The organism is Pseudomonas sp. DNDY-54, assembly GCF_019880365.1.
Taxonomy (GTDB): Bacteria; Pseudomonadota; Gammaproteobacteria; order Pseudomonadales; family Pseudomonadaceae; genus Stutzerimonas; species Stutzerimonas stutzeri_P.
Genome location: NZ_CP082271.1, coordinates 4,303,333 through 4,328,088 on the forward strand (window position 1 = coordinate 4,303,333; position 24,756 = coordinate 4,328,088).

The following is a 24,756-nucleotide window of genomic DNA, read 5'->3' on the forward strand; positions in this document are numbered from 1 at the left end:
GGTGGATGTAAAAGGCGACATCCACCCTACGCATGGCCAGCTCTTCATTGGGGCTTTGATGACGCACGGATCGTAGGGTGGGTCGCGCTTTACCGATCCACCGCGGTGCCGCGTGCCGCCATCGGTGTATGTAAAAGGCGACATCCACCCTACGCATGGTCAGCTCCTCACTGGGGCTTTGATAACGCACGGATCGTAGGGTGGATCACGCTCTACCGATCCACCGCGGTGCCGCCATCGGTGGATGTAAAAGGCGACATCCACCCTCGGCATGCTGATGGTTTACAGCTTGATCCAGGTGGCTTTCAGTTCGGTGTACTTGTCGAAGGCATGCAGCGACTTGTCGCGCCCGTTGCCGGACTGCTTGAAGCCGCCAAACGGTGCGGTCATGTCACCGCCGTCGTACTGATTGATCCAGACGCTACCGGCCCGTAGCGCCTTGGCGGTCAGATGGGCCTTGGACAGGTCCGACGTCCATACCGCAGCGGCGAGACCGTAGGGTGTGTCATTGGCGATGGATACGGCTTCGGCTGCGGTATCGAAGGTGATGACCGACAGCACCGGCCCGAAAATCTCTTCCCGCGCGATCTTCATCGCATTGCTGACGCCATCGAAGATGGTCGGCTCAACAAAAAGCCCGCCGGTTTCCTGCAGGGTCCGCTGACCTCCGATGAGCACCTGGGCACCATCATTACGGCCGGCCTCGATGTAGCCGAGCACCGTATCGAGCTGCTGGGTATCGACCAGGGCACCCACATTGGTCGCTGGGTCCAGCGGGTTGCCGGGCTTCCAGCCTTTGAGCGCCTCGACCACCAACGGCAGGAAGCGCTCCTTGATCGAACTCTCGACCAAAAGCCGCGAGCCCGCCGTGCAAACCTCGCCCTGGTTGAACGCGATGGCGCTCGCGGCCGCCTTGGCGGCGGCCTGCAAGTCCGGTGCATCGGCAAAGACGATGTTCGGGCTCTTGCCGCCAGCCTCCAGCCAGACGCGCTTCATGTTCGACTCGCCGGCGTAGATCATCAGTTGTTTGGCGACGCGGGTAGAACCGGTGAACACCAGCGTGTCGACGTCCATGTGCAGCGCCAGCGCCTTGCCAACGGTGTGGCCATAGCCCGGCAGCACATTGAGTACGCCCGCGGGGATGCCGGCTTCGATAGCCAATTGAGCCACACGGATCGCAGTCAGCGGCGACTTCTCGGATGGCTTGAGTATCACTGAGTTACCGGCGGAAAGCGCCGGACCGAGCTTCCAGCAGGCCATCATCAACGGGAAGTTCCAGGGCACGATCGCCGCCACCACCCCGACAGGTTCGCGGGTGACCAGGCCCAGCTGGTCATGCGGCGTCGCCGCGACTTCATCGTAGAGCTTGTCGATCGCCTCGCCGGACCAGCGCAACGCGTTGGCCGAACCGGGGATGTCAATGTTCAGCGAATCGCCGATCGGCTTGCCCATATCGAGGGTTTCCAGCAACGCCAGTTCTTCGGCATTGGCCTGGATGAGATTGGCGAAACGGATCATCGTCGCCTTGCGCTTGGCCGGGGCCATGCGCGACCAGACGCCAGACTCGAAGGCCATGCGCGCGCTAATCACGGCGCGGTCGGCGTCGGCCTCGTCACAACTCGCCACTTGCGCCAGCACGCGGCCGTCGACCGGGCTGATGCAATCGAACGTAGCCGCCGAGCTGGATGCGGTGTATTCGCCCTGGACGAAAGCCCGTCCTTCAATGCGCAGGTCACGGGCACGCTGTTGCCAGTCGGCGAGAGTCAGGGTGGTCATGAGGCGTCCTCTGGTGTGCGTCGAATGTTCAGAATGGCACCCTAAACCAGCAGCGCCAGGCCTATCAATATTTTTTACGAAGGGGCCGTTTCTGCCTTGTTTTGTTCGTTTTATTAAACATAGACTCGCCGAAACTGCTGGCCACACGCGGGAATATAGGCCGCGTCACAGCATAGCCGTCGAAAACGCCCTGCCGGAGCGAGTCATGACCCACGATTCCACCGAACATTTCTGGATGCCGTTCACCGCCAATCGTCAGTTCAAAGGCAACCCCCGGCTGCTCGAAAGCGCTGAGGGCATGTATTACACCGACACCAACGGACGCAAAGTGATCGACGGCACGGCGGGGTTGTGGTGCTGTAACGCCGGGCACGGGCGACGCGAAATCACCGAGGCAGTCAGCAAACAGATCGCTCACATGGATTTCGCACCGACGTTCCAGATGGGCCATCCATTACCGTTCGAACTCGCCGAGCGGCTGGCGCAGATCAGCCCCGCCGGGCTCAATCGCGTCTTCTTTACCAATTCCGGCTCGGAATCGGCCGACACCGCCTTGAAGCTTGCGCTCGCCTACCAGCGCGCCATCGGCCAGGGCAGCCGGACGCGGCTGATCGGGCGGGAGCTGGCCTATCACGGTGTGGGTTTTGGTGGTATTTCAGTGGGCGGCATGGCCAACAACCGCAAGGCGTTCGGTGCGCTATTGCCGGGGGTCGACCATCTGCCGCATACGCTCGACATGGCACGCAACGCCTTCAGCCGTGGCCTGCCGCAACACGGTGCGGAAAAAGCCGACGAGCTGGAGCGACTGGTTACGCTGCACGGCGCGGAAAATATCGCCGCCGTGGTTGTGGAACCCATGTCCGGTTCAGCCGGTGTGATTCTGCCACCTGAGGGCTATCTACAGCGCTTGCGCGAAATCACCCAAAAGCACGGCATCCTGCTGATCTTCGACGAGGTGATCACCGGCTTTGGCCGCGTCGGCGGGGCCTTTGCCGCGCAGCGCTGGGGCGTCACGCCGGACATCATCACCTGCGCCAAGGGACTGACCAACGGGGCAATCCCGATGGGTGCCGTGATCGTCGACGAGAGGATTCACGACGCGTTCATGCAGGGCCCTGAAAGCGCCATCGAGTTTTTCCACGGCTACACGTATTCCGGTCATCCGGTGGCCTGCGCCGCAGCGCTGGCGACACAGGAGATCTATCAGCGCGAAAACCTGTTTCAGAAGGCCATCGAGATGGAAGGCTACTGGCAGGACGCGCTATTCAGCCTCCAGGGCCTGCCGAACGTAGTGGATATCCGGACCGTGGGGCTGGTGGCCGGCATTCACTTTGCGGCCCACGCCGATGGCGTCGGCAAGCGCGGCTATGAAGTGTTCCGCCAGTGTTTCGAGGACGGGCTGCTGGCGCGTGCCAGCGGCGACACCATTGCGTTGTCGCCTGCGCTGATCGTCGAACGAGAACATGTCGACGCCATGATCGAGCGGCTGGCCGACGCGATTCGCAAAACATGCTGATCTAGCACCAGAAACGAAAAAACCCGCCGATTGGCGGGTTTTTCTTCAAGGGCCGATCAATTACTTGATCTTGGCTTCCTTGTACATCACGTGCTTACGCACGACAGGATCGTACTTCTTGATCTCGATCTTGTCGGGAGTGGTGCGCTTGTTCTTGTCAGTGGTGTAGAAATGGCCGGTACCGGCGCTGGACACCAAACGGATCAGGTCACGCATGATAGTTCTCCTTAAACCTTTTCGCCGCGAGCGCGGAGTTCAGCCAGAACGGCGTCGATGCCGCGCTTGTCGATAACGCGCATGCCTTTGGCAGTCAGGCGCAGACGTACGAAGCGGTTCTCGGACTCGACCCAGAAGCGGTGATGCTGCAGGTTCGGCAGAAAACGACGACGGGTTTTGTTGTTCGCGTGGGAAATGTTGTTCCCGGTTACCGGACCCTTACCGGTAACTTGACAGACTCTCGACATGCCTCAGCCCTCTAAAACCACATGCCCAACCCGGCATGGGTTGGCCGCTTGAATTCACTAGTCATTTGGCGCTCAGCGCCACGTTTCGTTGGGGTCTTACCGGCTACGCGACAAGCGAAGAAACCGGGCCCCTAGAAAAGAGCGCTGCTTTATATCAGAAAGGCCCTGGAGCAACAAGCGCGGTGTGCTTTTCTCGTTCCTGCCTATTCGAGGGTGAGCGTCGCAAAGACCGCCGCTGCGCAGGGCCGCATGGTTTCGCCGTTCGTCGACCTACACGCTGCGACATCCGCTTCATATAGAGGTATCTACCGCCATACTGACGCCGGTGCGCAGAGAGGCCGCATGACGCCCGCGTTCTCGGTGCGAAGACTTGTTATTGGCACTGAGAGCATCCACCGGCTTTTATGAGGCTCGCGAAACACCATTCGCGAACTTTTGTTTTGCACTGCGGAATGCAAGGCCGTTTTTTTCCGCTACTATGGAATGAACGCACGCGGTCCGCCGATTGCCATCCTAGCTTGGCGTCCAAAACGGACCTTTATACGGCACGCTGCCGGCTTACAGGCGATCTGCTATCGTTCGCGCCCGCTGCCCCACAACCAGACAGACCGACACCCCATGAGCGACGCTGAAGACATCGAGAACCCCAAGGATCGTAAATTCGTCGAGGCCCTGTCACGTGGGCTGGATGTGCTGCGCGCCTTCACCCACGGCTCGGTGGTGATGGGTAATCAGGATATCGCTCGTATCACCGGGCTACCCAAGCCTACGGTGTCGCGCATGACCTACACCCTGACCAAGCTCGGCTATCTCAGCTACTCGCAGCAACTGGAGAAGTATCAACTCGACTCCGGCGTGCTCGCCTTGGGTTATGCCTACGTGTCCAACCTGCGTGTTCGCCAGCTGGCCAAGCCGTACATGGACGAGTTCGCCCGCCGCACCAATACCTCCGTTGGCCTGACCTGTCGCGATCGGCTATCGATGATCTACATCGAAAACTGCCGCCCCGCCGAGGTCTCGACATTGCGCATGGATGTTGGGGTGCGCCTGCCACTGGCGACGACCTCCGCAGGCCGCGCCTTTCTGGCCGCGACGCCCGAAAAAGAGCGCGAGCATCTGATGGCCGCATTGGAAACCAAGTACGGCGACGACTGGCCTGCCATGAAGCGATCGCTGGAAGACTCCTTCGAGGAGTTTCGTCAGCACGGTTTCTGCCTGTCGCTAGGCGACTGGGACCGGAACGTGAAGGCGGCCGGCGTCCCGCTGCACCTGGCTGACGGCAGCATCATGGCGCTGACCTGCGGCGCGCCGTCGTTCCAGCTCAGCGAAGAGACCCTGCGCGGCTCGCTGGCACACCAGCTGGAGATGCTCGCTCGCGACATCGAGAGTCTGGGCGTCTGACCGTCTGCTGGCCAAGCCGGCCCTGTTGTCGTGCCCATACGAGCAGGCCGTGCACATACGCCGCTTTCACGCGGCAACCGCCGGATCAGGCAGGAACGAGCGTTAAGTTTTCACTGCGCCCTGACGCTGGCCCAGGCGATGTCCGCCAGCAGGTCTCTGCAATCCACCAACGCGGTACGTGATCGTCCAGCCAGCCAGTTGCGCGCCATGTCATGGCAAGGCCCGATCACCACGGCCAGAAAACAATCACCCGGCATCCGTCGAAAGGCGCCGCTGTCGCGGTGCCGACGCAAGATGGCGCTGACCCGCTCGCCATGGGCCTGATTGACGTCGCGCAGCCGTTCACCCATTTCCCCCGCCTCGACCCGTCCGCGGTTGTGCAGAACGAAGCGTGCCCAGTCGGGATTCTCCGTGACCCAATCGATGTAGCTCGTGACGAACAGCCTGACACAGGCCTCGGCATCCAGCGTTTCGATCAGCCCAGCCTCAAGCCGCGCGGCGTATTCACCGATGCCCTCCAGATAAAGCGCGGCGATGATTCGCTCGCGGTTACCAAAATGGTGGTAAAGGCTACCGATGCTGGCGCCGGAACGGTCGCGAATCATCTCGATGGTGGTCGCCTCAACCCCAAACTCGGTGAAGCAGGCGAGCGCGGCCTGGAGGATTTCCTGCTTGCGGCTACTACGGGCCATCCGACCTCCAACGTAACTAGAATTATTTTCTAGAATTATCTTCCACTGTTCGTATACTGCACCGATCGCGGCAATCCAAAAAGTGCGGAGAACTGAAGATGGCGACGATACAGGCTGGAGAGCGTTGGATCGATAACGGCAATGGTCACCTTTTGTCCAGCTACTGGTACCCACCGAGCGGTGCGCCACGCGGCGCCGTTTTGATTGCACCGGCCATGGGCGTCAAGCAACGCTTCTACGCCGCGTTCGCCAGTTGGCTGGCCGACCGTGGCTATTTGGTCGTCACGTTCGATTATCTGGGCATGGGCCGCTCGCGCCAGATTCCGCTGCGCCAGCTCAAGGTGGACATCCTCGACTGGGCTCGCCACGACTGCAGCGCGGTATTGGCAACAGTTGCGGAGGAGGCTGGCGCGCTACCGCTCTATTGGATTGGCCACAGCGTCGGCGCGCAGATCCTGCCTCTCGTCAAAGGCCACGAGCGGCTTACCCGAATCGTCACCATTGCGGCCGGCAGCGGTTACTGGCGCGAAAACAGCCCGCAGATCAAGCATAAGGCCTGGTTGCTCTGGCACGGTCTTGCCCCGGCCCTAACCGCCATAGCCGGCTACTTTCCCGGCGACCGCATCGGCGCAGTGGGTGACTTGCCGGCCGGCGTCATCCGCCAATGGCGCCGCTGGTGCCTGCATCCGGAATACCTGATCGGGGTGGAGGGCGAACCCATGCACCAGGCGTTCGCCGCGGTACGGACCCCGCTGACGTCGCTGTCATTCACTGATGACGAGATGATGTCGGCGCGCAGTACCGAATCGCTGCACGGCTTCTATACCGGCGCACCGAAGAGCATGCAACGCATAGCCCCGAGTGAAGTGGGCGCGGATCGTATCGGTCATTTCGGCTTCTTCCGTGAAGCTTTCGCACCGACGCTCTGGTCGGGCTATTTGCTGCCAGAACTTGAACAATGCCAGCACAACCCGCCTGATGCGCTCGTCAACGCGAGTTAGGCTAAGAGGCGCACTGGCCAGAGGAAGGCACTTCCCCCCGTAGGGTGGGCTTCAGCCCACCACCAACACCATCTCGGGGGGCTAAAGCCCCACCCTACGCAGCAATTTAAGCGCTGCTCTCTTCGCCTTGCATCGCGCTCGGGTGGCAGGTCCGCTTGCCCTTCGTCATCACCTTCACCACAACGGTGAGCTAAAGCGGAGCGCCGGTCAGCCCGTCATATAGAGGGATGCCTGCAAAGCAAAACCGGGCCATATGGCCCGGTCGTGTGTCGCGATTGCGCGTTACGCCACCTGCATCAACTTCGCGTACGCCTTCAGGTGATGATCATCGTCACCGAACTGGTGGGCGATCATGACCAGGCGCTTGGCGTGGTGGGCGAGGTTGTATTCCCAGGTCATGCCGATGCCGCCGTGCAGCTGGATCGCTTCCTCGGCCACCTTGCGTGCGGCGCGGGCACAGATGTACTTGGCAGCGGCGATGATGCGGCGGCGGTCGTCGTTGTCTTCGCCGTCGGCAAAGGTCGCAGCGAGGATCGCCATGCTGGTGGCCTGTTCCAGCTCGGTCTGCATGTCGACCATGCGGTGCTGCAGCACCTGGAACTTACCGATCGGCACGCCGAACTGCTTGCGCGTCTTGAGGTAGTCGAGGGTCAGCTTGCAGGCCTCGTCCATGCTGCCCAGCGCATCGGCGCACTGCGCGGCAATGGCGCGGCCCTGCTGGTAGCGCAGGGCAGGCAGTGCATTGCCGATCTCGCCAAGCACGGCGTCAGCACCGACCTGCACGTTGTCGAGGAACAGCTCGCAGCCCTTGCGTCCGTCGATGGTCGGGTACACGCGGCGGCTGACGCCTTGAGCATTCGGATCGACCAGGAACAGGCTGATGCCGGCCTCATCGCGGCTATCACCTGAACTGCGTGCGGAGACGATGATCTTCCCGGCGCTGTGCCCGCCAATCACCACAGCCTTACGGCCGGACAGGCGATAACCGCCGTCGGCCGCTTCGGCTTTGGTCTGTACATCGTGAAGATTGTAGTGGCTCTGCGGCTCGTCGAATGCCACCGCCAGTTGCAGCGAACCGGCCGCGACCTGCGGTAGCAGATCCTCTTTCTGCGCGTCGCTGCCCAGCTGGTTGAGCAGGCCGCCGCCATAGATAACCGATTGCAGGTAGGGCTCCAGCGTCAGGCCGCGACCCAGTTCGGTCATCACCAGCATGGTTTCCACACCACCGCCGCCAAAGCCGCCGATCTCCTCGGCAAACGGCACGGCGGTCAGGCCTAGCTCGCCCAGCTGCCCCCAGAACTCGGAGGAAAAGCCCAGCTCCGACTCGCTGAATTTCTCGCGCTGCTCGAACGGGTAGGCGTCGCGCACCAGACGCGCCGCGGTGTCTTGCAGCATTTGCTGCTCTTCAGTCAGTTTGAAGTCCATTGCGGTGCCCCCTTACAGCTCGAGAATCATCTTCGAGACGATGTTCTTCTGGATTTCGTTGGAGCCGCCGAAGATCGACAGCTTGCGCATGTTGAAGTAGTCGCCAGCGAGCGACGCGCTGTAGTCGGCGTGCAAGAGATCGCCTTCGTAGTCCAGCTGCATTTCCTCTTCAAGGAACGGCAACGCGTAAGGGCCGATAACCTTGCGCAGCAGGCTGGTGATCGCCTGGCGGATCTCCGTGCCCTTGACCTTGAGGATCGAAGACTCGGCACCAGGCACGCCGCCCTCCTTCGCCGCCGCGAGGATGCGCAGGGTGCTCATCTCGATAGCCATCAGCTGCATCTCGACCTCCGCCACCTGAGCGCGGAACAGCGGGTCTTCGAGCATCGGTTTGCCATCGCAGACTTCCTTCATGGCGATGCGCTTGAGGTGCGCCAGCGCTGCCTTGGACGCGCCGATACCGGCCAGGCCGGTGCGCTCGTGGGTCAGCAGGTATTTGGCGCAGGTCCAGCCCTGGTTTTCCTCGCCGACGAGGTTTTCCACCGGCACGCGGACGTTATCAAAGAAGACTTCGTTGACCTCATGGTCGCCGTCCAGGGTGATGATCGGCCGCACGCTGATGCCCGGCGTGCTCATGTCGATCAACAGGAAGCTGATGCCGCGCTGCTGTTTGGCTTCAGGGTCGGTGCGCACCAGGCAGAAGATCATGTTGGCGTGCTGGCCGAGGGTGGTCCAGGTCTTCTGGCCGTTGACCACGTAGTGATCGCCGTCGCGCACGGCGCGGGTCTTCAGGCTCGCCAGGTCGGAGCCGGCGCCCGGTTCGGAGTAGCCCTGGCACCACCAGTCTTCACCGGAAAGAATGCGCGGCAGGTAATAGTCCTTCTGCTGTTGGGTGCCGAACTTGATGATCACCGGGGCGACCATGTTGACGCCGAAGGGCACGCTACGCGGTGCGCCAAACGCGGCGCACTCCTCGTCGAAGATGTGCTTTTCCACCGGGCCCCAGGTGGTGCCGCCCAGTTCCACCGGCCAGCCCGGCGCGTACCAGCCGCGCTTGACCAGGATCTGCTGCCAGCGCTGATGGTCTTCCTTGGACATATGCTTGCCGAGCTTGACCTTGGCGGCGATGTCCGCCGGCAGCTCGTTTGTCAGGAAGGCGCGCACTTCATCGCGGAAGGCGAGCTCTTCGGCCGTGTAGTTGACGTTCATGGGAAGGTCCTCATGGTGCGTTCGGATTGCAGGCGGGTCGCGCTCATTGCCCGGCCTGCCATTCGGTAAAGGTGCGGCCTTCGGCGGCCAGTTTTTCCAGCAGCGGCGCTGGCTTCCACCAGTCGCCGCAACGTGCGTGCAGTTCCTTGACCCGCGCCAGTACGGTGTCCAGGCCAACGCTGTCGGCATAGAACATCGGCCCGCCGCGGAAGGCCGGGAAGCCGTAACCGTTCAGGTAAATCACGTCGATATCGCTGGAACGCTGGGCGATGCCTTCTTCGAGGATCTTCGCGCCCTCGTTGACCAAGGCGAAGATGCAGCGCTCGACGATGTACTGCTCGTCCAGCGCCTTTCGCTCGATGCCTTTCTCCTGCGACGCTGCTTCCAGCATAGGCACGAGTTCGGGGTTCTCCAGTGGCGTGCGGTTGCCCGGCTCGTAGCGGTAGTAGCCGGCGCCGGTCTTCTGCCCGAGCATGCCGGCGGCGCAGAGCTTATCGGAGACCGTGGGGAAATCCAGATGCGCCGGCAGGGTCGCGCGCTGGCGCTTGCGGATCGCCTGGCCAATATCGAGACCGGACAGATCGCGCATGGCGAACGGCCCCATGGCCATGCCGAAGTTGCGCAGAGCGCCATCGACCTGCTGCGGTGTGGCGCCCTCTTCCAGCAAAAATTCCGCCTCGCGGCCGTACTGGAAGACCATGCGGTTGCCGACGAAGCCGTCGCAAACGCCAACCACCACCGAGACCTTTTTCAGCTGCTTGCCGATGGCCATGGCGGTGGCCAGCACTTCATTGCTGGTCTTCTCGCCACGCACCACTTCCAGCAAGCGCATGACGTTGGCCGGGCTGAAGAAATGCAGGCCGACTACGTCTTCAGGGCGCTTGGTGAAGGCGGCAATGGCATCCAGATCAAGCGATGATGTGTTGGAGGCGAGAATTGCGCCTGGCTTGCACACAGCGTCCAGCTTTTCGAACACCTGCTGCTTGACGCCCATTTCCTCGAACACGGCTTCGACCACCACGTCCACGTCTGCCAGTGCAGCGTAGTCAGTGACGCCTTCGACCAGCTTGAGGCGCGCTTCCATCACCTCCTCGGTCAGGCTGCCGCGCTTGACGCTGGCGGCGTAAGTATCACGGGCGCGCTGCAAGCCGCGCTGCAGCGCCTCGTCATTGATTTCCAGCAGCTTCACCGGCACACCGGCATTGGCAAAGCTCAGGGCGATACCGACACCCATGGTGCCGCCGCCGATCACCGCGGCGGTCTTGATCGGCCGCGGTTTCACATCGGATGGCAAATCGTTGATCTTGCCCGCCTGGCGTTCGGCGAAGAATGAATGAACCAAGGCGCCACGCTGCGGCGAATCCAGGCACTCGGCGAACAGCTCACGCTCACGCTTGAGACCTTCGGCCAACGGCAGTTGGGTGGCCGCCTCGACCGCCGCGATGCAACGCAGCGGCGAGAACAGCCCGGGCATGCGCTTGGCCACCTCGGCGTGCTTGGCGCGGATCAGGGCCTCGTTGTCGGCGCCCTCCAGACCTTGAGTCTGTTCGCCCGTGCGGCGTGGTGCGCGGCCTTCCTCAACCATACGACGGGCATAAGCCAGGCCGGCGTCCACCAGATCACCCTCGAACAGCTCGTCGACGATCTTGTGCTCGACCGCCTCAGCAGCACTGATCGGCGTGCCGCTGACAATCATGTCCAGCGCCTTCTCGACACCGGCCAGACGCGGCAGCCGCTGGGTGCCGCCGGCGCCGGGCAACAAACCCAGCTTCACTTCCGGCAGACCGACCTTGGCGTCCTTGCGGGCGATGCGGTAATGACAACCCAGCGCGACCTCAAGTCCGCCGCCCAGCGCAGTGCCATGGATCACCGCTACGCTCGGCTTGCTGCAGCCTTCGATAACCTCGATTACCTCCGGCAGGCTCGGCGCTTGCGGAGGCTTGCCGAACTCCTTGATGTCGGCACCTGCAATGAAGGTGTTCCCTTCGCAGACCAGCACCACCGCACGGACCTGCTCATCCGCCTCTGCGCGCTGAAAGGCCTGCAGCAAGCCCTGACGCACCGCTTGCCCCAGTGCGTTGACCGGTGGGTTATTGACCGTAATCAGAGCAATCTCGCCCTGACGTTCGAGCCGTACGACATCCGTCATGACAGGCCTCCGCTTGTGAAATGGTGATTGGATTTGTTATTTCACGGAACTACGTTTCGCACAGCAGAATAGTTGAGTCATTTCTGCATGTCGAGAGACTGGCTGCAAACGTCCCGACTGACAAGGCTTGGTCGACGATCAAACGGGCTCGAAGCGCAACGTGACCCGTTTGGCGGCAGATCTAGACCAATCGCTGTGGTACCAGCCCATAGACGACACCAAACAGCCGCTGTAACTCGGTAACCGCGCCCGTCATAGGCGAGCGGGATACCCCTTCATAAATAAGAAAGGAGCCGGCTCCGGGACGGGAACCGACTCCTTGCAGCGCTCGGGATTACAGTCCGAGACAGAGGTACTTGATTTCCAGATAGTCCTCGATGCCGTACTTGGAGCCTTCACGGCCCAAGCCGGAGGATTTCACGCCGCCAAATGGCGCCACCTCGGTGGAAATCATGCCGGTGTTAACGCCAACCATCCCCGACTCGATCGCTTCGGCCACGCGGAATACCCGTCCCAGATCGCGGGCATAGAAATAGGCTGCCAGCCCGAACTCGGTATCGTTCGCCAGCGCGATGCCCTCGGCCTCATCCTTGAAGCGGAACAGCGGCGCCAGCGGTCCGAAGGTCTCTTCCTTGGCCACTTTCGCATCGTGCGGCACGTTGACCATCAGGGTCGGCTCGAAGTAGCTCCCGCCGAGGCTGTGCGCCTGGCCGCCGGTAACGACCTGAGCACCGTTGGCCACCGCATCTTCGATATGCTCCTTGACCTTGGCCGCGGCGCGGTCGTCGATCAACGGTCCGATGTCGACGCCTTCATCCAGTCCATTACCGACCTTCAGCTTCGCCACGGCCGCCTGGAATTTCTCAGCGAACGCGTCGTACACACCCTCCTGAACATAGATTCGGTTGACGCAGACGCAGGTCTGACCGGCATTGCGGTACTTGGACTGCATGGCCCCCTTGACGGCCTCATCGAGGTCCGCATCGTCAAACACCAGAAACGGCGCATTGCCGCCCAGTTCCAGCGACACCTTCTTGATCCGCGGCGCACATTGGGCCATCAGCTTGGCACCGACCTCGGTAGAACCGGTAAAGCTGATCTTGCGGACCGTCGGATTAGCCGTCAGCTCGTTGCCGATATCGCCCGCCGAGCCGGTGACGACGCTGAACACGCCTTTAGGTATACCGGCCCGCTCGGCCAGTTCCGCCAGCGCCAATGCGGAGAAGGGCGTCTGGCTGGCCGGTTTGACCACCATCGTGCAGCCCGCTGCGAGTGCTGGAGCCGCCTTGCGGGTGATCATCGCCGCCGGGAAATTCCACGGCGTGATGGCCGCGGTCACGCCGATCGGCTGCTTGATCACAATGATGCGCTTGTCTTTCTGATGGCCTGGAATGGTGTCGCCATAGACGCGCTTGGCTTCCTCGGCGAACCACTCGATAAACGAGGCGGCGTAGGCAATCTCGCCCTTGGACTCGGCCAGCGGCTTGCCCTGCTCCAGGGTCATCAAACGGCCCAGGTCGTCCTGGTTCTCCATCATCAGTTCGAACCAGCGGCGCAGCTTCTGCGAGCGCTCCTTGGCTGTCAGGTCACGCCAGGCCGGCAACGCGCGCTCGGCGGCGTCGATGGCCCGACGCGTCTCGGCGGCACCCATCTTCGGCACGGTGCCGAGGATCTCGTTGCTGGCCGGGTTGTTGACCTTGATCGTTTGTCCGCTGTCCGCGTCCTGCCAGGTTCCATCGATATAGGCCTGCTGGCGGAACAGCGAGGTGTCTTTGAGTTGCATGGCAATCTCCTTCGAGCCGGCGCCGGGCGCCGATAAATGGACAAGGCCGACTGGCCGGATGTAAGGAAAACCCGCGAGGATGGGCCTACCCGTCAGAGCGAAAGGCCGCTGCCAGGTTCCTGAAGCGCATCGAGCGTTTGAAATCTCAAACGAAATCCTAGGCCCGGCGCCGGAACTCCCGCAACAACATGTTCGAAAAAACTAACGCTTCATAGCCTAGCCTGATAAGCGCATACGCTCGCGGCAGTCAAACCAGACGCCACTCGCCCGCCGAAGCGCCATGGACGACCGCCGGCGAGATGCGTATGATTGCGCCCGCGCCGCACCAGTAGCTCAGCTGGATAGAGTACTGCCCTCCGAAGGCAATACTCACCGAGTTGAGAAGGGTGTCAGCTAATGGTCAAATAGACCGCCGCAACACATGCGCACCAGTAGCTCAGCTGGATAGAGTACCGCCCTCCGAAGGCGGGGGTCGTGGGTTCGAATCCCGCCTGGTGCGCCATATCTCTTTGTTTTATAAACTTTTTTATAAAGCTCAAGCCGATTCAAATCTCGTGCTGGCCCACTCCTGCACGAACCTCCCGATGTCGGCCGTCAGACGCGACGAGCACTGCCCTGGCCACCGTTTTTGGCTGTATTTCGGGCTGTGCCAATTCTGTGCCTATACCGTGCCGCATCCTCTGACGGAGTGCCATCCCTTGCCACCTGCACGAGCACTAGCTCATCGCGCGACGCACATACGCTCAAAACAGCCGCGCTGCACTCAGCCGAATTCAGAAGCTCAGCCCTTACCCCACAAACGTAGCTCCCGATCCAGACCATGGAAAACGCAGCAAGTGATAAGACAGCTGAACATAATCTGAATCGCCCCTAGTTTCGTAGACACCTCCAGGCCTCATAATACGGCCCACTAGGAGGAGTCATGAGCAACCCGCGTTATCCCGAAGAATTCAAAATCGAAGCAGTCAAACAGGTGACCGAACGAGGTCTGCCAGTGGCGGAGGTAGCTGCTCGTTTGGGCATGTCGACCCACAGCCTGTATGCCTGGGTTAAGCGCTACAGCAAGCCCCAAGAGCGGCGCGCGCAAGAGGACGATCAGCAAGCTGAGCTGCGTCGTCTTCGTACCGAACTCAAGCGCGTGACCGAAGAGCGAGACATCCTAAAAAAGGCCGCCGCGTACTTTGCCAAGGAGTGCGGCTGAAGTACGCCTTCATCAACCAGCTATCCGCTGACTATTCGGTTCGCCGCCTGTGCCTGACGCTGAAAGTACATGCCAGTGGTTACTACGCGTGGCTGGCTGAACCGAAGTCGGCACGAGCCAAGGATGATCAACGCCTGCTTGGACTGATTAAGCACGCGTGGCTAGAGAGCGGCGGTGTGTACGGCTACCGCAAAATCCACGACGACCTGCGTGAGCCTGGAGAAGCATGCGGCAAGCATCGTGTTGCTCGACTGATGCGCTTGGAAGGGCTGCGCTCACAGACAGGGTATCGTCGCCGACCGGGCCGCTATGGTGGTAAGCCTCCAGCGGCTTCACCGAATCATCTGGAGCGCCGATTCAATGTCACCGAACCCAACAAGGTCTGGGTCACGGACATCACCTTCATCCGCACCTATGAGGGCTGGTTGTATTTGGCGGTGGTGCTCGATCTGTTCTCGCGGCAGGTAATCGGTTGGTCAATGAAACCGCAGATGACCAGCGACCTGGCTATTGATGCGTTGCTGATGGCAGTTTGGCGGCGTAAGCCAAAGCAGGAAGTGATGATTCACTCAGATCAGGGGAGCCAGTTCAGCAGCGGCGACTGGCAGAGCTTCCTGAAAGCCAACAACTTGCTTGGCAGCATGTGTCGGCGCGGCAATTGCCATGACAACGCAGTAGCGGAAAGCTTTTTCCAGCTGCTGAAGCGGGAACGGATCAGGCGAAAAATCTATAGCACCAGGCAGGACGCACGCGCTGATGTGTTCGACTACATCGAGATGTTTTACAACCCAAAACGCCGACACGGTTTCAACAACCAGCTGTCACCAGTAGAGTTTGAGAAGCGACATTTACTGAGCCTGGGAAGTGTCTAAGAAATCCGGGGCGATTCAATCTTCATCGCCCTTCTCCCAAGGGGTAATTAAACATGAATCCGCATAACACGCAAGATTACAGCTGTACGTATATGCGCCCGGCACATAAGTAGGCCTATTGTGTCGGTTGGTGACGGCGGGGCTGGTCTCAAATAGGCCAGCCACCAGCATAGCTTCCACAGCCCGCTGGATCAGGTCTCGCGCTCCTTGGCGCAGCAGGTCGGTCAATGGCTTATTCATGGCGGCGTATCTGGCTGATTTGTTTGGCGACTAACAATCAACCAGATACGCCGCTTTTTTCAATTCCTCAAACACTACATTCAGTTATAACTCGGTTAGGCGCCATATAGGCCTCAATGACCTTCATTCCCACATAAAACACGCTAGCCGGGTGAGTGACTCGCAGCGCTGATCCGTCGCGAAATTTGTACACTTGGTAAAATTCTTGCTCCCCACGTCCCCATAAAAACTGTGAATCTAAGTACCCCCATTCAAATTCTGCTGACCGAACTTTTTCGCTCACTAAGATCTCGATCTCCTCTCGTGGGAGACCATCTGTTGCAGCCAGAATCCTGTATGCATCAAGGGGCTGCAGCTCACGCGCCCGGTTAGCCCTAAGCGCCTCCTGAGCACTCTTGACGTCTTGCCCCATAAAGCAGCCCAGCCACTCGCACGGCCCTTCGAGATAGGAGATCATCCATAAATCTCCATCCGCATCACGCCAAAGCTGCGAACGGCTAGAGCATCTGTCCTGCCCAGGCTCTACTGATGTCAGACTGAACGGCAGGACCAAGCCGGTTCCATATGGCGATTCCCATCCTCTACACAAGGTAACGCCTAGCCTGCCAGACCGCCCGGGGAAGAATTCAGTGTGCCCATTTTCCAGTATCATACCGCGCTCCTTATATCGGTAACCGTTACTCCCTCCAGCATAAGCGACTGAAATTTCTGAGCAGCCGAAGTCGTTGCACTTACCCCAACCTAGGCTGAGCAGAGCCGCTGGCCTAAGCATGCCCTTCATAGCGAACCGCCAGGGCTGAGCAGAATGGAGAGCTGATTGGCGGAAGTATTCAGCCGCTTTAAATGCTGACTGGCGGCCTGGTAGATCTCGCCGAAATGAACGGGGGAAGACAGGAAAAAGTAATGCGCGGTGATGGGTACATCGACCTGCTGGCGCAGCCAGGCCAGGTAGGGCTCCACTAGCTCGGAGGGGTATGAGCAGAGCAGTTCGACGCTATCGAAGGACACCGTGTTCAGCGTCGCCAGAATCGGGCCTGCCTCAGCACCTGCAACTGCCTTGAGATCATTCCCGCCAACCCAGCTGGCCAATACGCACTGCTTCTTTACCACTGTCCCTGTACTCCCGACCTCCCTATTGCCCATCAACGGGCAGGAGAAAAAATGTGCTCTGGTTCGCGCCTTGGATAGTAACCAATACGCTGATCCGGGTCTTTAACTGCCTGACTGGATGTTCAAGTTGCGCTTTGCCGACAGTGGAACCGTTGATCCAAACGCAGCTCGGCGGGTGAATGGATCACGCTCGCCGCTGCCAGGGGGAGAACAATGAAGGGGCCTTTCGGCCCCTTCTGCACTTAGTTAGCCAATAAGCTTTCAAGCTTCTCGATCAGAAAGTCCAGCGGGCTACGGCCCTCCAGGCGCTTTTCGAACACGTCATTACGGCGGTAGGCGACCCAGGTTTCGAGGGCATGCCGATTATCTTTCTCGTAGCCGGAGCCGAGGATGCAAACAAGCTCTGTGCCATGGGGGTTCTCAAGGTAACGACTCATGGCTGAGGCCAGATGCTTGAGGTACTTATGCTCGCGGGCCTCCATAGATAGATGAAGAGGGCTCACGTTGTCGCATTTGATCAGTTTCATGGTGGAACTCCTCAGGCCTTGAGATTGGCTTTGATCAGGTTGTCGAAGGCACTGCCATCACGGCGAGTCAGGTTGGGCACATAGCGCGAATAGACACGGAACAGCATCTCGGTGGTGGTATGCCCCATCTGCCGGGCGATCCACTCCGGGTTTTCACCAGCCGCCAACCACAGGGTCGCGGCTGTATGACGGGTTTGGTAGGGGCGCCGCCTACGCAAACCCAGATGACGTAGCAGCGGATACCAAACCCGGTCGTTGATGTTGCGGTATGCGTGCGGCGTACCTTCGCGGGTGCAAAAGACGAACTGTCCGCTGCCGGTTTTCTCCCGCTGGCCGAGGAGCGCCTGGTAAACAGGCTCGGACATATCGATCTCACGCTGCGAGCCGTCGTTCTTCGTGTAGTCGAGCTTGCCGCCCACCCAGGTTTCACGGATCAGAATCTGCCGCCGCTGAAAGTCGACGTACTTCCACTGCAAACCATCAATTTCGGCCGTCCGCATACCGGTGAAGAAACGCACCGTGTAGTAGTTGCGGAAATCGTCACGCACTGTGCCGAGGATCTGCAGCACCTCATCCAGAGTGAAGGGCTCCACGTCTGTCTTGGGGACTTTCAGTGATTTGATGTTAAGGTATGGCGAGGTAAACTCGAAGCGGTCAGCTGCCTCACTAAGGATCATGCGCAATGGCGTCATGATGTGGTTGATTCGCGTCGCTGTCAGACTCTGACCTTTCTGCCCGGGGACTTTGCCGAGTGCCGAGCGGAATGACAGAAGTTCTGCTTTGGTGATGGCGCTGACCTCTTTCTTACCGAACTCAGGCAGCAAATGCTTATCAAGGGTAAGGCGCACGGTTTTGGCGTGCGTATCACGCCATTCGACCTTCATCTCCTCAAACCACAGTTCTGCAAAATCCTTGAACAGTGGTGTTTTCAGCGATGCACAGCCAGCCTGCAGCCGACTGATCTCTAGCACTTTGCTGCTTTGGGGGAAGTAGGTGGCGTAGTCGAAGCTCCCAAGGGTAATTTCCGCTTCGATGCGCTCCAGGATCTTCTCGAGCTTTTTCCGGTTAGCGGGCGTATCAGGCAGCGCGGTCTGCTCACGGCAGCGCTGATCCAGATATGTGAAGTCAAAAAACAGCTTTTCGTTGTCGGAGCGGGCTCGAATTTTACCCATGGCAGATGCCTCCACCGGCCATCGGGACCAGCCCGGAAGTCCGCGAGAATTTCTGCATGTCTTCTTCGACGGCTTCCCAGATGAAAAGTATCTTGCGGCCGCCAAAGGGGCGGAAGTAGTGGATCCCCTCGAGCAGGACTGAATCTTTCAAGCGATTACGGATGGTGCGCGCGTCGTACTTCATGCGCGTGGCCAACTCTTCGGTAGTCAGGTATGTGTGAGACATGGCTATGCCCTCTCTGCTAAATTGAACGTCAGCGGATTCTTATGAGCTTCTGAATACTCATAATGATCTCCTACAGATCAATATAACGCTCATTTTGAGCTTTGCAAGAGCAAAATGATCTTCTGAAGATCATTTTTCGGAGATTAGAATGGTCAAGTGCCATTTATCTCGCTTACTGGGCGAGCGGAAGCTGAAAATCAGTGACGTAGTCAGGGACACAGGAATGAATCGCGGAACCCTCACGCGGCTCTATCACGAGACCGCGCAGCGCGTGGAGCTCAAGGACCTGGAAACGATCTGCCAGTACCTGAACTGCCAGGTGGGCGATTTGCTGGAACTGCAGGATGATCCGGAGGGCTGAACGCCCTCCGGACTTGGTCAGGCGCGGAAATGCCAGTCGATCGAAGTCATTAGAAAGAGGTAGCGCAATGCTGCGCCGGAATGATGGTTCCTTTCCTGATCAGTGAAACCCGCACCTGTAAGGCGTAGCCTAGCGCGGATCCCGAGGTGCGTATTCTCAACAAGCCTGTTCTCGGGCACCTGCTCTATAAACTTCAAACGGGGCTTCCGTAACACTTTTCGCCAAAGGCTTTTGGTTCGCTTGGGTGCGCGCTCATCGTAAATGATGAACTCAATATCGGCGGAGGGAATCCGCAGCTCAGACAGCACCCATAGGTATTCTCGGACGCTCTGCTCATGCTGCCCAGAGTTGAATCGCAACGTCGTATCGCTCGCCCAGCAGCGCTCGACGAAATCATCCAGCACCCTGTTTGTTTTTGCCTTATATCTGCCGTCAAGCAATCGGTAGAGTCGGTCAGCGTAGGCAGCTACGCCAGCTAAACCTCCGTGTCTGGGCGGCCTGGGCACCAGCTCAACTTTACCGTTCGGGTCGCAAGTCGCCGAACCGCTAAGGCGGTGCTTACCAAGCTGACGGATATACCTTGCCCGCTCCAGCATGGCCGATCGATCCGCATCGGAAAACTCCACCCAGTCCATGTTGACCGACTGTCCTGATGCTTCCTCGTACGCTTGGTATGCGAGCATAGACGAGATTTCATTCATCCTTGTCAGAGCCCACCCTTCGCCGTTCGATTCTATGGGGCTCATCGGGTAGCTAACTTTGCGACGTTTACTGCGTTTGTATACCCCGATACGACCGATGATGCGCCGCATATGGCGGATCTCAGCTGGCAACCCTGGCGCAGCCAAATCTTCTGGCTTACTTGGCAGGCTGACCCCGGCAATTTTTGCGATGACATGGCCTGGGGGCCAAAACTTGGGCTCCCATTGCCAGCACAACGCCGATAGCCAAGACATGCAATGCACATAGTGCAGCAGCGACGTCTTGGGGCTCGCATGGCCGAGCACAGCGCTGGTGATATGGATTACACGGCGGGTGGCGGCTTCCCGGGAATGGAAAAACGCACCATTTAACCTATCTGCATCCAGCAACCACGCCATCGTCTGAGATTGCTCACCGAAGAGAAGTCCAGCGTTTTCGCCTGCCCCTAACGCTGTGGTGACCAGCTTGAAGGTGAGCCAGGTTGCAGCCGAGTGCCGCAGGTGGTGGTAGTGCATATCCGAGCATCCCGTAACCCGGCGAAGGGAGGCATGGATTTCTGGTAACAAGGTCGATTCGGAAACCCATCGTGTCCGCAGCTCGGGGATACAGAACAGAAATTCCGAATATGGACTTTTCTCCTCTTCGTCATCACGCAACCCCGCCAAGCGCTCAATCAACTGCAGCTCATCTGGCTCGAGCAACACATGGAGCGGTAACGTACGCGTTGAGTTGCGCGTTTTGAGTGCACGCTGAGAGTGGGGGCGAATATGCAGAGCCGCGGGGAGGTTGAGCGCGGTTCGCTGCTCAGCCGATAGCGGCTTCAGGTTCGGATGCCGTCTACGCAGTGCAGCTGCACGTGCGGCAGATAACGTCGGTAACTGCAGATCGCGGCGCAGTAACTTCAGTGACTCATTACGCCGCAATCCCAGTCGGTATCCGAAAATCACCATAGCTTGCGCGACCATAGCGATACGCGGCGAGCGATGGCTTAGCGGACCTATGGCCAGGTCTCGCAGCACCTGACGATATTGCTCTTCATTGATGATCTGGGCATCAACGAACTGAGGCGTTTTCCCAATGCCCAATGCGGCATAGGGGCTGATTGGTGGATATGAGAAACTGTTTTGCAGGTATCCGTGGAACTCAAGCAAACCCTTGGCTAAGTTTCTTCTCATTGCAGCCGTGGGCTGCGTCTCCAGCAGCGCTTCATACAACTCCTCTAACGCGTCCGGCGGAACGTCTAGGATCGTCCCGACGGACAATAGATTGTCCAACCCAGCGCCGACGTCTCGAACGTAGTTGGCGACTGTTTTAGGCTGCAACGGGTTGCCATAAAACGAGCGGCCATGAAGCAGAGACGACGCCCAACCGGTTATCAACGCCTCGAGCGTCTTAGGTAACTGTTCCTCATCGCGTATTGAAACCCGTCTTTTACGGACGTTGCGACATAACGCCGTCAGCCATCCAGGAACACGTTGTTCGGCCCTACGCAGCTGGTGTTTCTTTCGATTTCGTTTTTCTTCGTGGTTCGGAGATGGTTCCCCATGTAGATGCAGCCATGAGTCCGTCAGAACAGAATGCGTCACGTAACCGTATCTGGTGGTGTAATTGATCAACAGCTGCGGCAGCTGCGTTTGGCGCTGGATACGCAGCAGCTCAAACAGTCGACTGAGAGACGCGGGTTGGCTCTGACGACCTACCCCACCTACGGCCAATGCCGCCTGAATACAATGCAGCTTGGCATCCCTCTTCGACAGAAAAGGTCTTATTTCGCGTAGATCTGGAGCGCAACGGGACATCAGTGCCAGTGTTATCGGATCTGGGAACCACTGCCGACTCTCAGCCTCGGGTTGCCCACGGATTGAAAGCTTGAGCCGGAACTCTGGTATCCCAGATACCCAAATAATCTGACCTACATCAAGCTGGGTCAGCGCATTTAGCTGGGGGATGTCCATCAGCGCGCCATAGTAGGCGGCGCTCAGCAGGAGTAGCCCAACCCGGCAGTGCGGGGTGAGTTGCTCAAGGTCTTGCCTGAGCGCCCGTTCCAGCGAATCGATCACGTCTCGACTGGCCGAGATGTTCTGTGCTGTGTACAGGTCTGGATTGATTGGATTTGCGGGACGCCGCGTGTCGATCGCTATGTGAGCAAGCGGAAGGCTGGGGTTGAATCGCCGCGCCCGGCTTGTTACGTCTCGCAGTGCATTGCGTAATGTCGAGCTTTCCAGCTGATTCTCAAGCTCACGCATCTTTCCGAGAGGAAAATTTCTCAGCGAACGTTTACCGCAGAGCCATTCTCCGATGACATTGTTGGAGTCTTTGCAGCGCTCATTGAGCGTCTGGAGAAATTCGCTCTTCCACTCTGGATCGTATTTTTCAGGGCTCCATATTGCTGAAAGCATTTCCTCAGAAAGGGTCGAAATGGTCATTTAGCCTCCTTAACTAGGTGGCTGTTGCGAACCATCCAACCGAGCTCTCTCATCAGCGGCAATAAATACGCATGGAGGCTCTGGACATAAGCGCCAGGACAAAAGCTTGAGAACGACTCTTGGGGCGCCTCGCCATGCAGCCAGTGCCCCATGAATGCGGCAAGCGTTTCAGGCGGGCACCCACGCTCTGCGAGCTCAGTCCTCAGCAACTTGCGGAAACCGTTCACTGGATGGGGTGTAAAACCAACCACTTGCCGCATGTATGCGTCGATATGTGACGGACGGATTTCCTCGTAGTACAGCCGGTTGTCATCAGCAAACCGCAGGAAAAAACCGGACTTAGGAGGAGTCTGTGCAGGTAGTCCGTATTTGAACTTCACACGAATTGCACAGCAGTGCGCGTCGTAGGCCTCTAGCTGCCGACGCAGTAGCTCAGGCATCACTACCAGACGGCTCATGTGACCGTCATCTGCGCCTTTATCGCCCAGTGCGCCGTGGCCACTTCGTTGCTCGAACTCTTCCACTGCTTTTAGCGGGTTGCGGATGGCTCGACACGCGGTCGCCATTAGGAACATGAGGATGGTCCAGAGCGTCAGGCAGTTGTGCCAATGAATCAGCTCTTGAATATCTTTTCGTGGGCGTTTGCGCAGCACTGCGAGCAATGCTTCAAGATTGTTTTTTAAAGCGCTAAGTTTTAGACAATTTCGGGCACCAACCGCCATCTCTGAAGAGCTAATGACGTTAGTAACTGGCGCCTCCAAACCTACTGTGCCGTAAATAGCGGTTAATACATTTCGCACTGAATGACAATAGAGGCTGCGTAGGTGATCAACGCTGTATTGGGTGTAATAAAGCGCAGTATTAGCCGACAGGCAAGGCAGCCCGGACAACATCGTGGCCGCAACCACATCGTGTGTATCGGTGATTATTTGGCGATGTAAATAGGAACGAATCTTGTGAACTGTATATCGCGGGTCACCTCCCCCCAATTCTTTCAAGAGGACACGAACTTCGCTCTCAATTTTCTTAACTTTCCCGGCAAATACGGCCGTTCCGGTCGTAGATGGCAGCGCTCTGACTCCCAATACTAACGTCGCGGCTCCCACCATATCCGGTACTGAAACTGCCGCCCCCCTCTTTCGAACCGTTGCAGGGGGCAGTTGCTCCTCCGCAGCGTAGTCTGGTGTAGGTACTAAAAACCTGAACTCAGCAGACTCCAAGTCTTTAGCAGGTATAAGCTCAAACGCCACCCGCGGGCGCGCGCCGCCCTCAGAGATCTGTAGTTTTGTGCAATCCTCAAGTGACCTGCCGAACCAGAGCATGAGATGTAGGGCGAGTAGCGCCTCCATACGCGTACGGATTCCTACCTGCTCTGATAGTGGCGCCGTGCGGAACCGCTCCCGGCAATGCAAAAACTCGTCAGTGACGCTAAACAGTAAATTTGCTAGCTCGGGCAACGTCAGCAGGTCGTATCCGAACGGCAGGAACTGCCGACTACGCGCAATATGGGCGAGGATGCCCTGATGACTGAGCAACTCGGCGACAAATGGCCTCACCTCGCCGCCGGTATCGATCAAACAGAGTTCATCTGGCGCCGTGATTTCGCCGCCGGGCAATTCTTCGTCGAAATCATGGTCTAGCCGTGGAACAACAAAACTAATATGGCCTGGCAGTAGATCGGGATCGTCCGGATCATCAAGAGGGAACTTGGTTACCCCTTGACTTACTACCACACCTAATCCGGAGCGGACTGGCATCCTGCCTCGATGATTGCCACCACCACCACGACGCTCAGGTGGCTGATCGCCCCCGCAATAACGAACTAGCCGGGTAACAGCAGGAAAGGCCTCAGCATGGACGTCGACTGAAATACTGGGATCGAAAACTGTGCAGCTCCGCATAAATATGGCTGGACTAGACCAAATATTTAGCTCTGCAGGGACGGTCAGTAGTTCCTTCGCGCAAAGCGTACGCAGCTTGAGATATGCATTGTATTTCTGGCCGCGAAGGTCCGATGCACCAGAGCTCTCCTGATGCGCCACCAGTAGCTGTCCTACAAGCCGGTAGTAATCTGGCGCGCCATCAACATCGGCCGGCTCATGCCATAACATTGCATACGGGAAAGCGTAATCCTGGACGCCCTGTCCAATGATTGGATTACGCCTGCGCGCCTCATCTCCGGAAAAAAAACGAGGGCCCAGGGCTGAGATGAACCGCGGATTGCTCCTATTAGAAATTATCCAGTGACACTCATGCCGCCAGACCACGGGATCAAAATCACCGACGAACAGAACCGGCGGCTTTTCCATTTCATTCAGCGCGTTTAACAACCCTTGGATTATTCGGGGAAAATCTATGAGCTGAGGATGAGCATCTATAAATTTCAGAATCTCTGTTATGACAGTTACGTCACGCCCGGACCCTGCTGCCAGCTGTAGCAGCTCTTTGAATGTGGTTTCGCAGCCGGCATCCCTTGGCTGGCTTAGTGAGTTCGACATCAGCT

19 protein-coding genes and 1 tRNA gene are annotated in these 24,756 nt (G+C 58.8%); 6 read left to right on the forward strand and 14 right to left on the reverse strand.

Going from position 1 to position 24,756, the window contains the following annotated elements; translation table 11 throughout:
- Positions 1–282: 282 nt before the first annotated feature.
- Positions 283–1,776 (reverse strand): aldehyde dehydrogenase, encoded by a 1,494-nt coding sequence (locus K4O48_RS19905; RefSeq protein ID WP_222910107.1) that lies wholly within the window; start codon positions 1,774–1,776, stop codon positions 283–285.
- 205 nt (positions 1,777–1,981) lie between these two features.
- On the opposite strand from K4O48_RS19905, the gene K4O48_RS19910 reads away from it, so the two are divergent.
- Entirely contained in the window at positions 1,982–3,292 is a 1,311-nt protein-coding gene (locus K4O48_RS19910) for an aspartate aminotransferase family protein (protein ID WP_222910108.1), read from the forward strand.
- 60 nt (positions 3,293–3,352) lie between these two features.
- Here K4O48_RS19910 and rpmG read toward each other — a convergent pair whose 3' ends face one another.
- Complete coding sequence (gene rpmG, locus K4O48_RS19915) at positions 3,353–3,508, reverse strand: 50S ribosomal protein L33 (protein ID WP_045423166.1); 156 nt, start codon at positions 3,506–3,508, stop codon at positions 3,353–3,355.
- 11 nt (positions 3,509–3,519) lie between these two features.
- Complete coding sequence (gene rpmB, locus K4O48_RS19920; protein WP_019339373.1) at positions 3,520–3,756, reverse strand: 50S ribosomal protein L28; 237 nt, start codon at positions 3,754–3,756, stop codon at positions 3,520–3,522.
- A 618-nt stretch (positions 3,757–4,374) separates the two neighbouring features.
- On the opposite strand from rpmB, the gene K4O48_RS19925 reads away from it, so the two are divergent.
- Positions 4,375–5,157 (forward strand): IclR family transcriptional regulator, encoded by a 783-nt coding sequence (locus K4O48_RS19925; protein ID WP_222910110.1) that lies wholly within the window; start codon positions 4,375–4,377, stop codon positions 5,155–5,157.
- Between the two features lie 110 nt (positions 5,158–5,267).
- Here K4O48_RS19925 and K4O48_RS19930 read toward each other — a convergent pair whose 3' ends face one another.
- On the reverse strand, positions 5,268–5,849 hold the full coding sequence (locus K4O48_RS19930) for a TetR/AcrR family transcriptional regulator (RefSeq protein ID WP_222910111.1): 582 nt from the start codon (positions 5,847–5,849) through the stop codon (positions 5,268–5,270).
- Between the two features lie 98 nt (positions 5,850–5,947).
- Here K4O48_RS19930 and K4O48_RS19935 point away from each other — a divergent pair, with 98 nt between their 5' ends.
- Entirely contained in the window at positions 5,948–6,850 is a 903-nt protein-coding gene (locus tag K4O48_RS19935; RefSeq protein WP_222910112.1) for an alpha/beta fold hydrolase, read from the forward strand.
- Positions 6,851–7,132: 282 nt separating this feature from the next.
- On the opposite strand, the gene K4O48_RS19940 is transcribed toward K4O48_RS19935, so the two are convergent.
- The 4 genes from K4O48_RS19940 to gabD all read right to left on the reverse strand — a co-directional run bounded on the left by K4O48_RS19940 (position 7,133) and on the right by gabD (position 13,416).
- A complete protein-coding gene (locus K4O48_RS19940; RefSeq protein ID WP_222910113.1) occupies positions 7,133–8,275 on the reverse strand; it encodes an acyl-CoA dehydrogenase family protein in 1,143 nt (380 codons plus the stop codon).
- Positions 8,276–8,287: 12 nt separating this feature from the next.
- Positions 8,288–9,484: an acyl-CoA dehydrogenase family protein gene (locus K4O48_RS19945; RefSeq protein WP_222910115.1), complete on the reverse strand. Its 1,197-nt coding sequence runs from the start codon at positions 9,482–9,484 to the stop codon at positions 8,288–8,290.
- 43 nt (positions 9,485–9,527) lie between these two features.
- Positions 9,528–11,633, reverse strand: a complete 2,106-nt coding sequence (locus tag K4O48_RS19950; protein WP_222910117.1) for a 3-hydroxyacyl-CoA dehydrogenase NAD-binding domain-containing protein — start codon at positions 11,631–11,633, stop codon at positions 9,528–9,530.
- Between the two features lie 334 nt (positions 11,634–11,967).
- Positions 11,968–13,416, reverse strand: coding sequence for an NADP-dependent succinate-semialdehyde dehydrogenase (gene gabD, locus K4O48_RS19955; RefSeq protein ID WP_222910119.1), 1,449 nt, complete (start codon positions 13,414–13,416; stop codon positions 11,968–11,970).
- Positions 13,417–13,841: 425 nt separating this feature from the next.
- On the opposite strand from gabD, the gene K4O48_RS19960 reads away from it, so the two are divergent.
- Together K4O48_RS19960 and K4O48_RS19965 are read left to right on the forward strand one after the other, a co-directional pair.
- A tRNA-Arg gene (locus K4O48_RS19960) sits at positions 13,842–13,918 on the forward strand.
- Between the two features lie 420 nt (positions 13,919–14,338).
- A protein-coding gene (locus tag K4O48_RS19965) for an IS3 family transposase (protein WP_222910120.1) occupies positions 14,339–15,489 on the forward strand; the annotation gives its coding sequence in 2 pieces (ribosomal slippage) (positions 14,339–14,582 and positions 14,582–15,489; 1,152 coding nt in all).
- A gap of 1,017 nt (positions 15,490–16,506) precedes the next feature.
- On the opposite strand, the gene K4O48_RS19970 is transcribed toward K4O48_RS19965, so the two are convergent.
- The 4 genes from K4O48_RS19970 to K4O48_RS19985 all read right to left on the reverse strand — a co-directional run bounded on the left by K4O48_RS19970 (position 16,507) and on the right by K4O48_RS19985 (position 18,764).
- Positions 16,507–16,839, reverse strand: a complete 333-nt coding sequence (locus tag K4O48_RS19970; RefSeq protein WP_231108010.1) for a hypothetical protein — start codon at positions 16,837–16,839, stop codon at positions 16,507–16,509.
- Positions 16,840–17,081: 242 nt separating this feature from the next.
- On the reverse strand, positions 17,082–17,366 hold the full coding sequence (locus K4O48_RS19975; protein WP_222910121.1) for a hypothetical protein: 285 nt from the start codon (positions 17,364–17,366) through the stop codon (positions 17,082–17,084).
- Positions 17,367–17,377: 11 nt separating this feature from the next.
- The gene (locus K4O48_RS19980; protein WP_222910122.1) at positions 17,378–18,538 is read right to left on the reverse strand and encodes a site-specific integrase; all 1,161 of its coding nucleotides are present in this window, start codon (positions 18,536–18,538) and stop codon (positions 17,378–17,380) included.
- Entirely contained in the window at positions 18,531–18,764 is a 234-nt protein-coding gene (locus tag K4O48_RS19985; RefSeq protein ID WP_019341962.1) for a hypothetical protein, read from the reverse strand. Before K4O48_RS19985 ends, K4O48_RS19980 begins: the two co-directional genes overlap by 8 nt.
- Before the next feature lie 148 nt (positions 18,765–18,912).
- On the opposite strand from K4O48_RS19985, the gene K4O48_RS19990 reads away from it, so the two are divergent.
- Positions 18,913–19,125, forward strand: coding sequence for a helix-turn-helix domain-containing protein (locus K4O48_RS19990; RefSeq protein WP_019341961.1), 213 nt, complete (start codon positions 18,913–18,915; stop codon positions 19,123–19,125).
- Positions 19,126–19,142: 17 nt separating this feature from the next.
- Here K4O48_RS19990 and K4O48_RS19995 read toward each other — a convergent pair whose 3' ends face one another.
- Positions 19,143–22,253, reverse strand: a complete 3,111-nt coding sequence (locus K4O48_RS19995; RefSeq protein WP_222910124.1) for a hypothetical protein — start codon at positions 22,251–22,253, stop codon at positions 19,143–19,145.
- A complete protein-coding gene (locus K4O48_RS20000) occupies positions 22,250–24,751 on the reverse strand; it encodes a hypothetical protein (protein ID WP_222910125.1) in 2,502 nt (833 codons plus the stop codon). Before K4O48_RS20000 ends, K4O48_RS19995 begins: the two co-directional genes overlap by 4 nt.
- Positions 24,752–24,756: the final 5 nt, after the last annotated feature.

What these genes read in the sequence shown, in the direction of transcription:
- K4O48_RS19905 (WP_222910107.1), bottom strand. Translation starts at nt 1,776, where the DNA reads ATGACCACCCTGACTCTCGCCGACTGGCAACAGCGTGCCCGTGACCTG.
- K4O48_RS19910 (WP_222910108.1), top strand. Translation starts at nt 1,982, where the DNA reads ATGACCCACGATTCCACCGAACATTTCTGGATGCCGTTCACCGCCAAT.
- rpmG (WP_045423166.1), bottom strand. Translation starts at nt 3,508, where the DNA reads ATGCGTGACCTGATCCGTTTGGTGTCCAGCGCCGGTACCGGCCATTTC.
- rpmB (WP_019339373.1), bottom strand. Translation starts at nt 3,756, where the DNA reads ATGTCGAGAGTCTGTCAAGTTACCGGTAAGGGTCCGGTAACCGGGAAC.
- K4O48_RS19925 (WP_222910110.1), top strand. Translation starts at nt 4,375, where the DNA reads ATGAGCGACGCTGAAGACATCGAGAACCCCAAGGATCGTAAATTCGTC.
- K4O48_RS19930 (WP_222910111.1), bottom strand. Translation starts at nt 5,849, where the DNA reads ATGGCCCGTAGTAGCCGCAAGCAGGAAATCCTCCAGGCCGCGCTCGCC.
- K4O48_RS19935 (WP_222910112.1), top strand. Translation starts at nt 5,948, where the DNA reads ATGGCGACGATACAGGCTGGAGAGCGTTGGATCGATAACGGCAATGGT.
- K4O48_RS19940 (WP_222910113.1), bottom strand. Translation starts at nt 8,275, where the DNA reads ATGGACTTCAAACTGACTGAAGAGCAGCAAATGCTGCAAGACACCGCG.
- K4O48_RS19945 (WP_222910115.1), bottom strand. Translation starts at nt 9,484, where the DNA reads ATGAACGTCAACTACACGGCCGAAGAGCTCGCCTTCCGCGATGAAGTG.
- K4O48_RS19950 (WP_222910117.1), bottom strand. Translation starts at nt 11,633, where the DNA reads ATGACGGATGTCGTACGGCTCGAACGTCAGGGCGAGATTGCTCTGATT.
- gabD (WP_222910119.1), bottom strand. Translation starts at nt 13,416, where the DNA reads ATGCAACTCAAAGACACCTCGCTGTTCCGCCAGCAGGCCTATATCGAT.
- K4O48_RS19975 (WP_222910121.1), bottom strand. Translation starts at nt 17,366, where the DNA reads ATGAAACTGATCAAATGCGACAACGTGAGCCCTCTTCATCTATCTATG.
- K4O48_RS19980 (WP_222910122.1), bottom strand. Translation starts at nt 18,538, where the DNA reads ATGGGTAAAATTCGAGCCCGCTCCGACAACGAAAAGCTGTTTTTTGAC.
- K4O48_RS19985 (WP_019341962.1), bottom strand. Translation starts at nt 18,764, where the DNA reads ATGTCTCACACATACCTGACTACCGAAGAGTTGGCCACGCGCATGAAG.
- K4O48_RS19990 (WP_019341961.1), top strand. Translation starts at nt 18,913, where the DNA reads ATGGTCAAGTGCCATTTATCTCGCTTACTGGGCGAGCGGAAGCTGAAA.
- K4O48_RS19995 (WP_222910124.1), bottom strand. Translation starts at nt 22,253, where the DNA reads ATGACCATTTCGACCCTTTCTGAGGAAATGCTTTCAGCAATATGGAGC.
- K4O48_RS20000 (WP_222910125.1), bottom strand. Translation starts at nt 24,751, where the DNA reads ATGTCGAACTCACTAAGCCAGCCAAGGGATGCCGGCTGCGAAACCACA.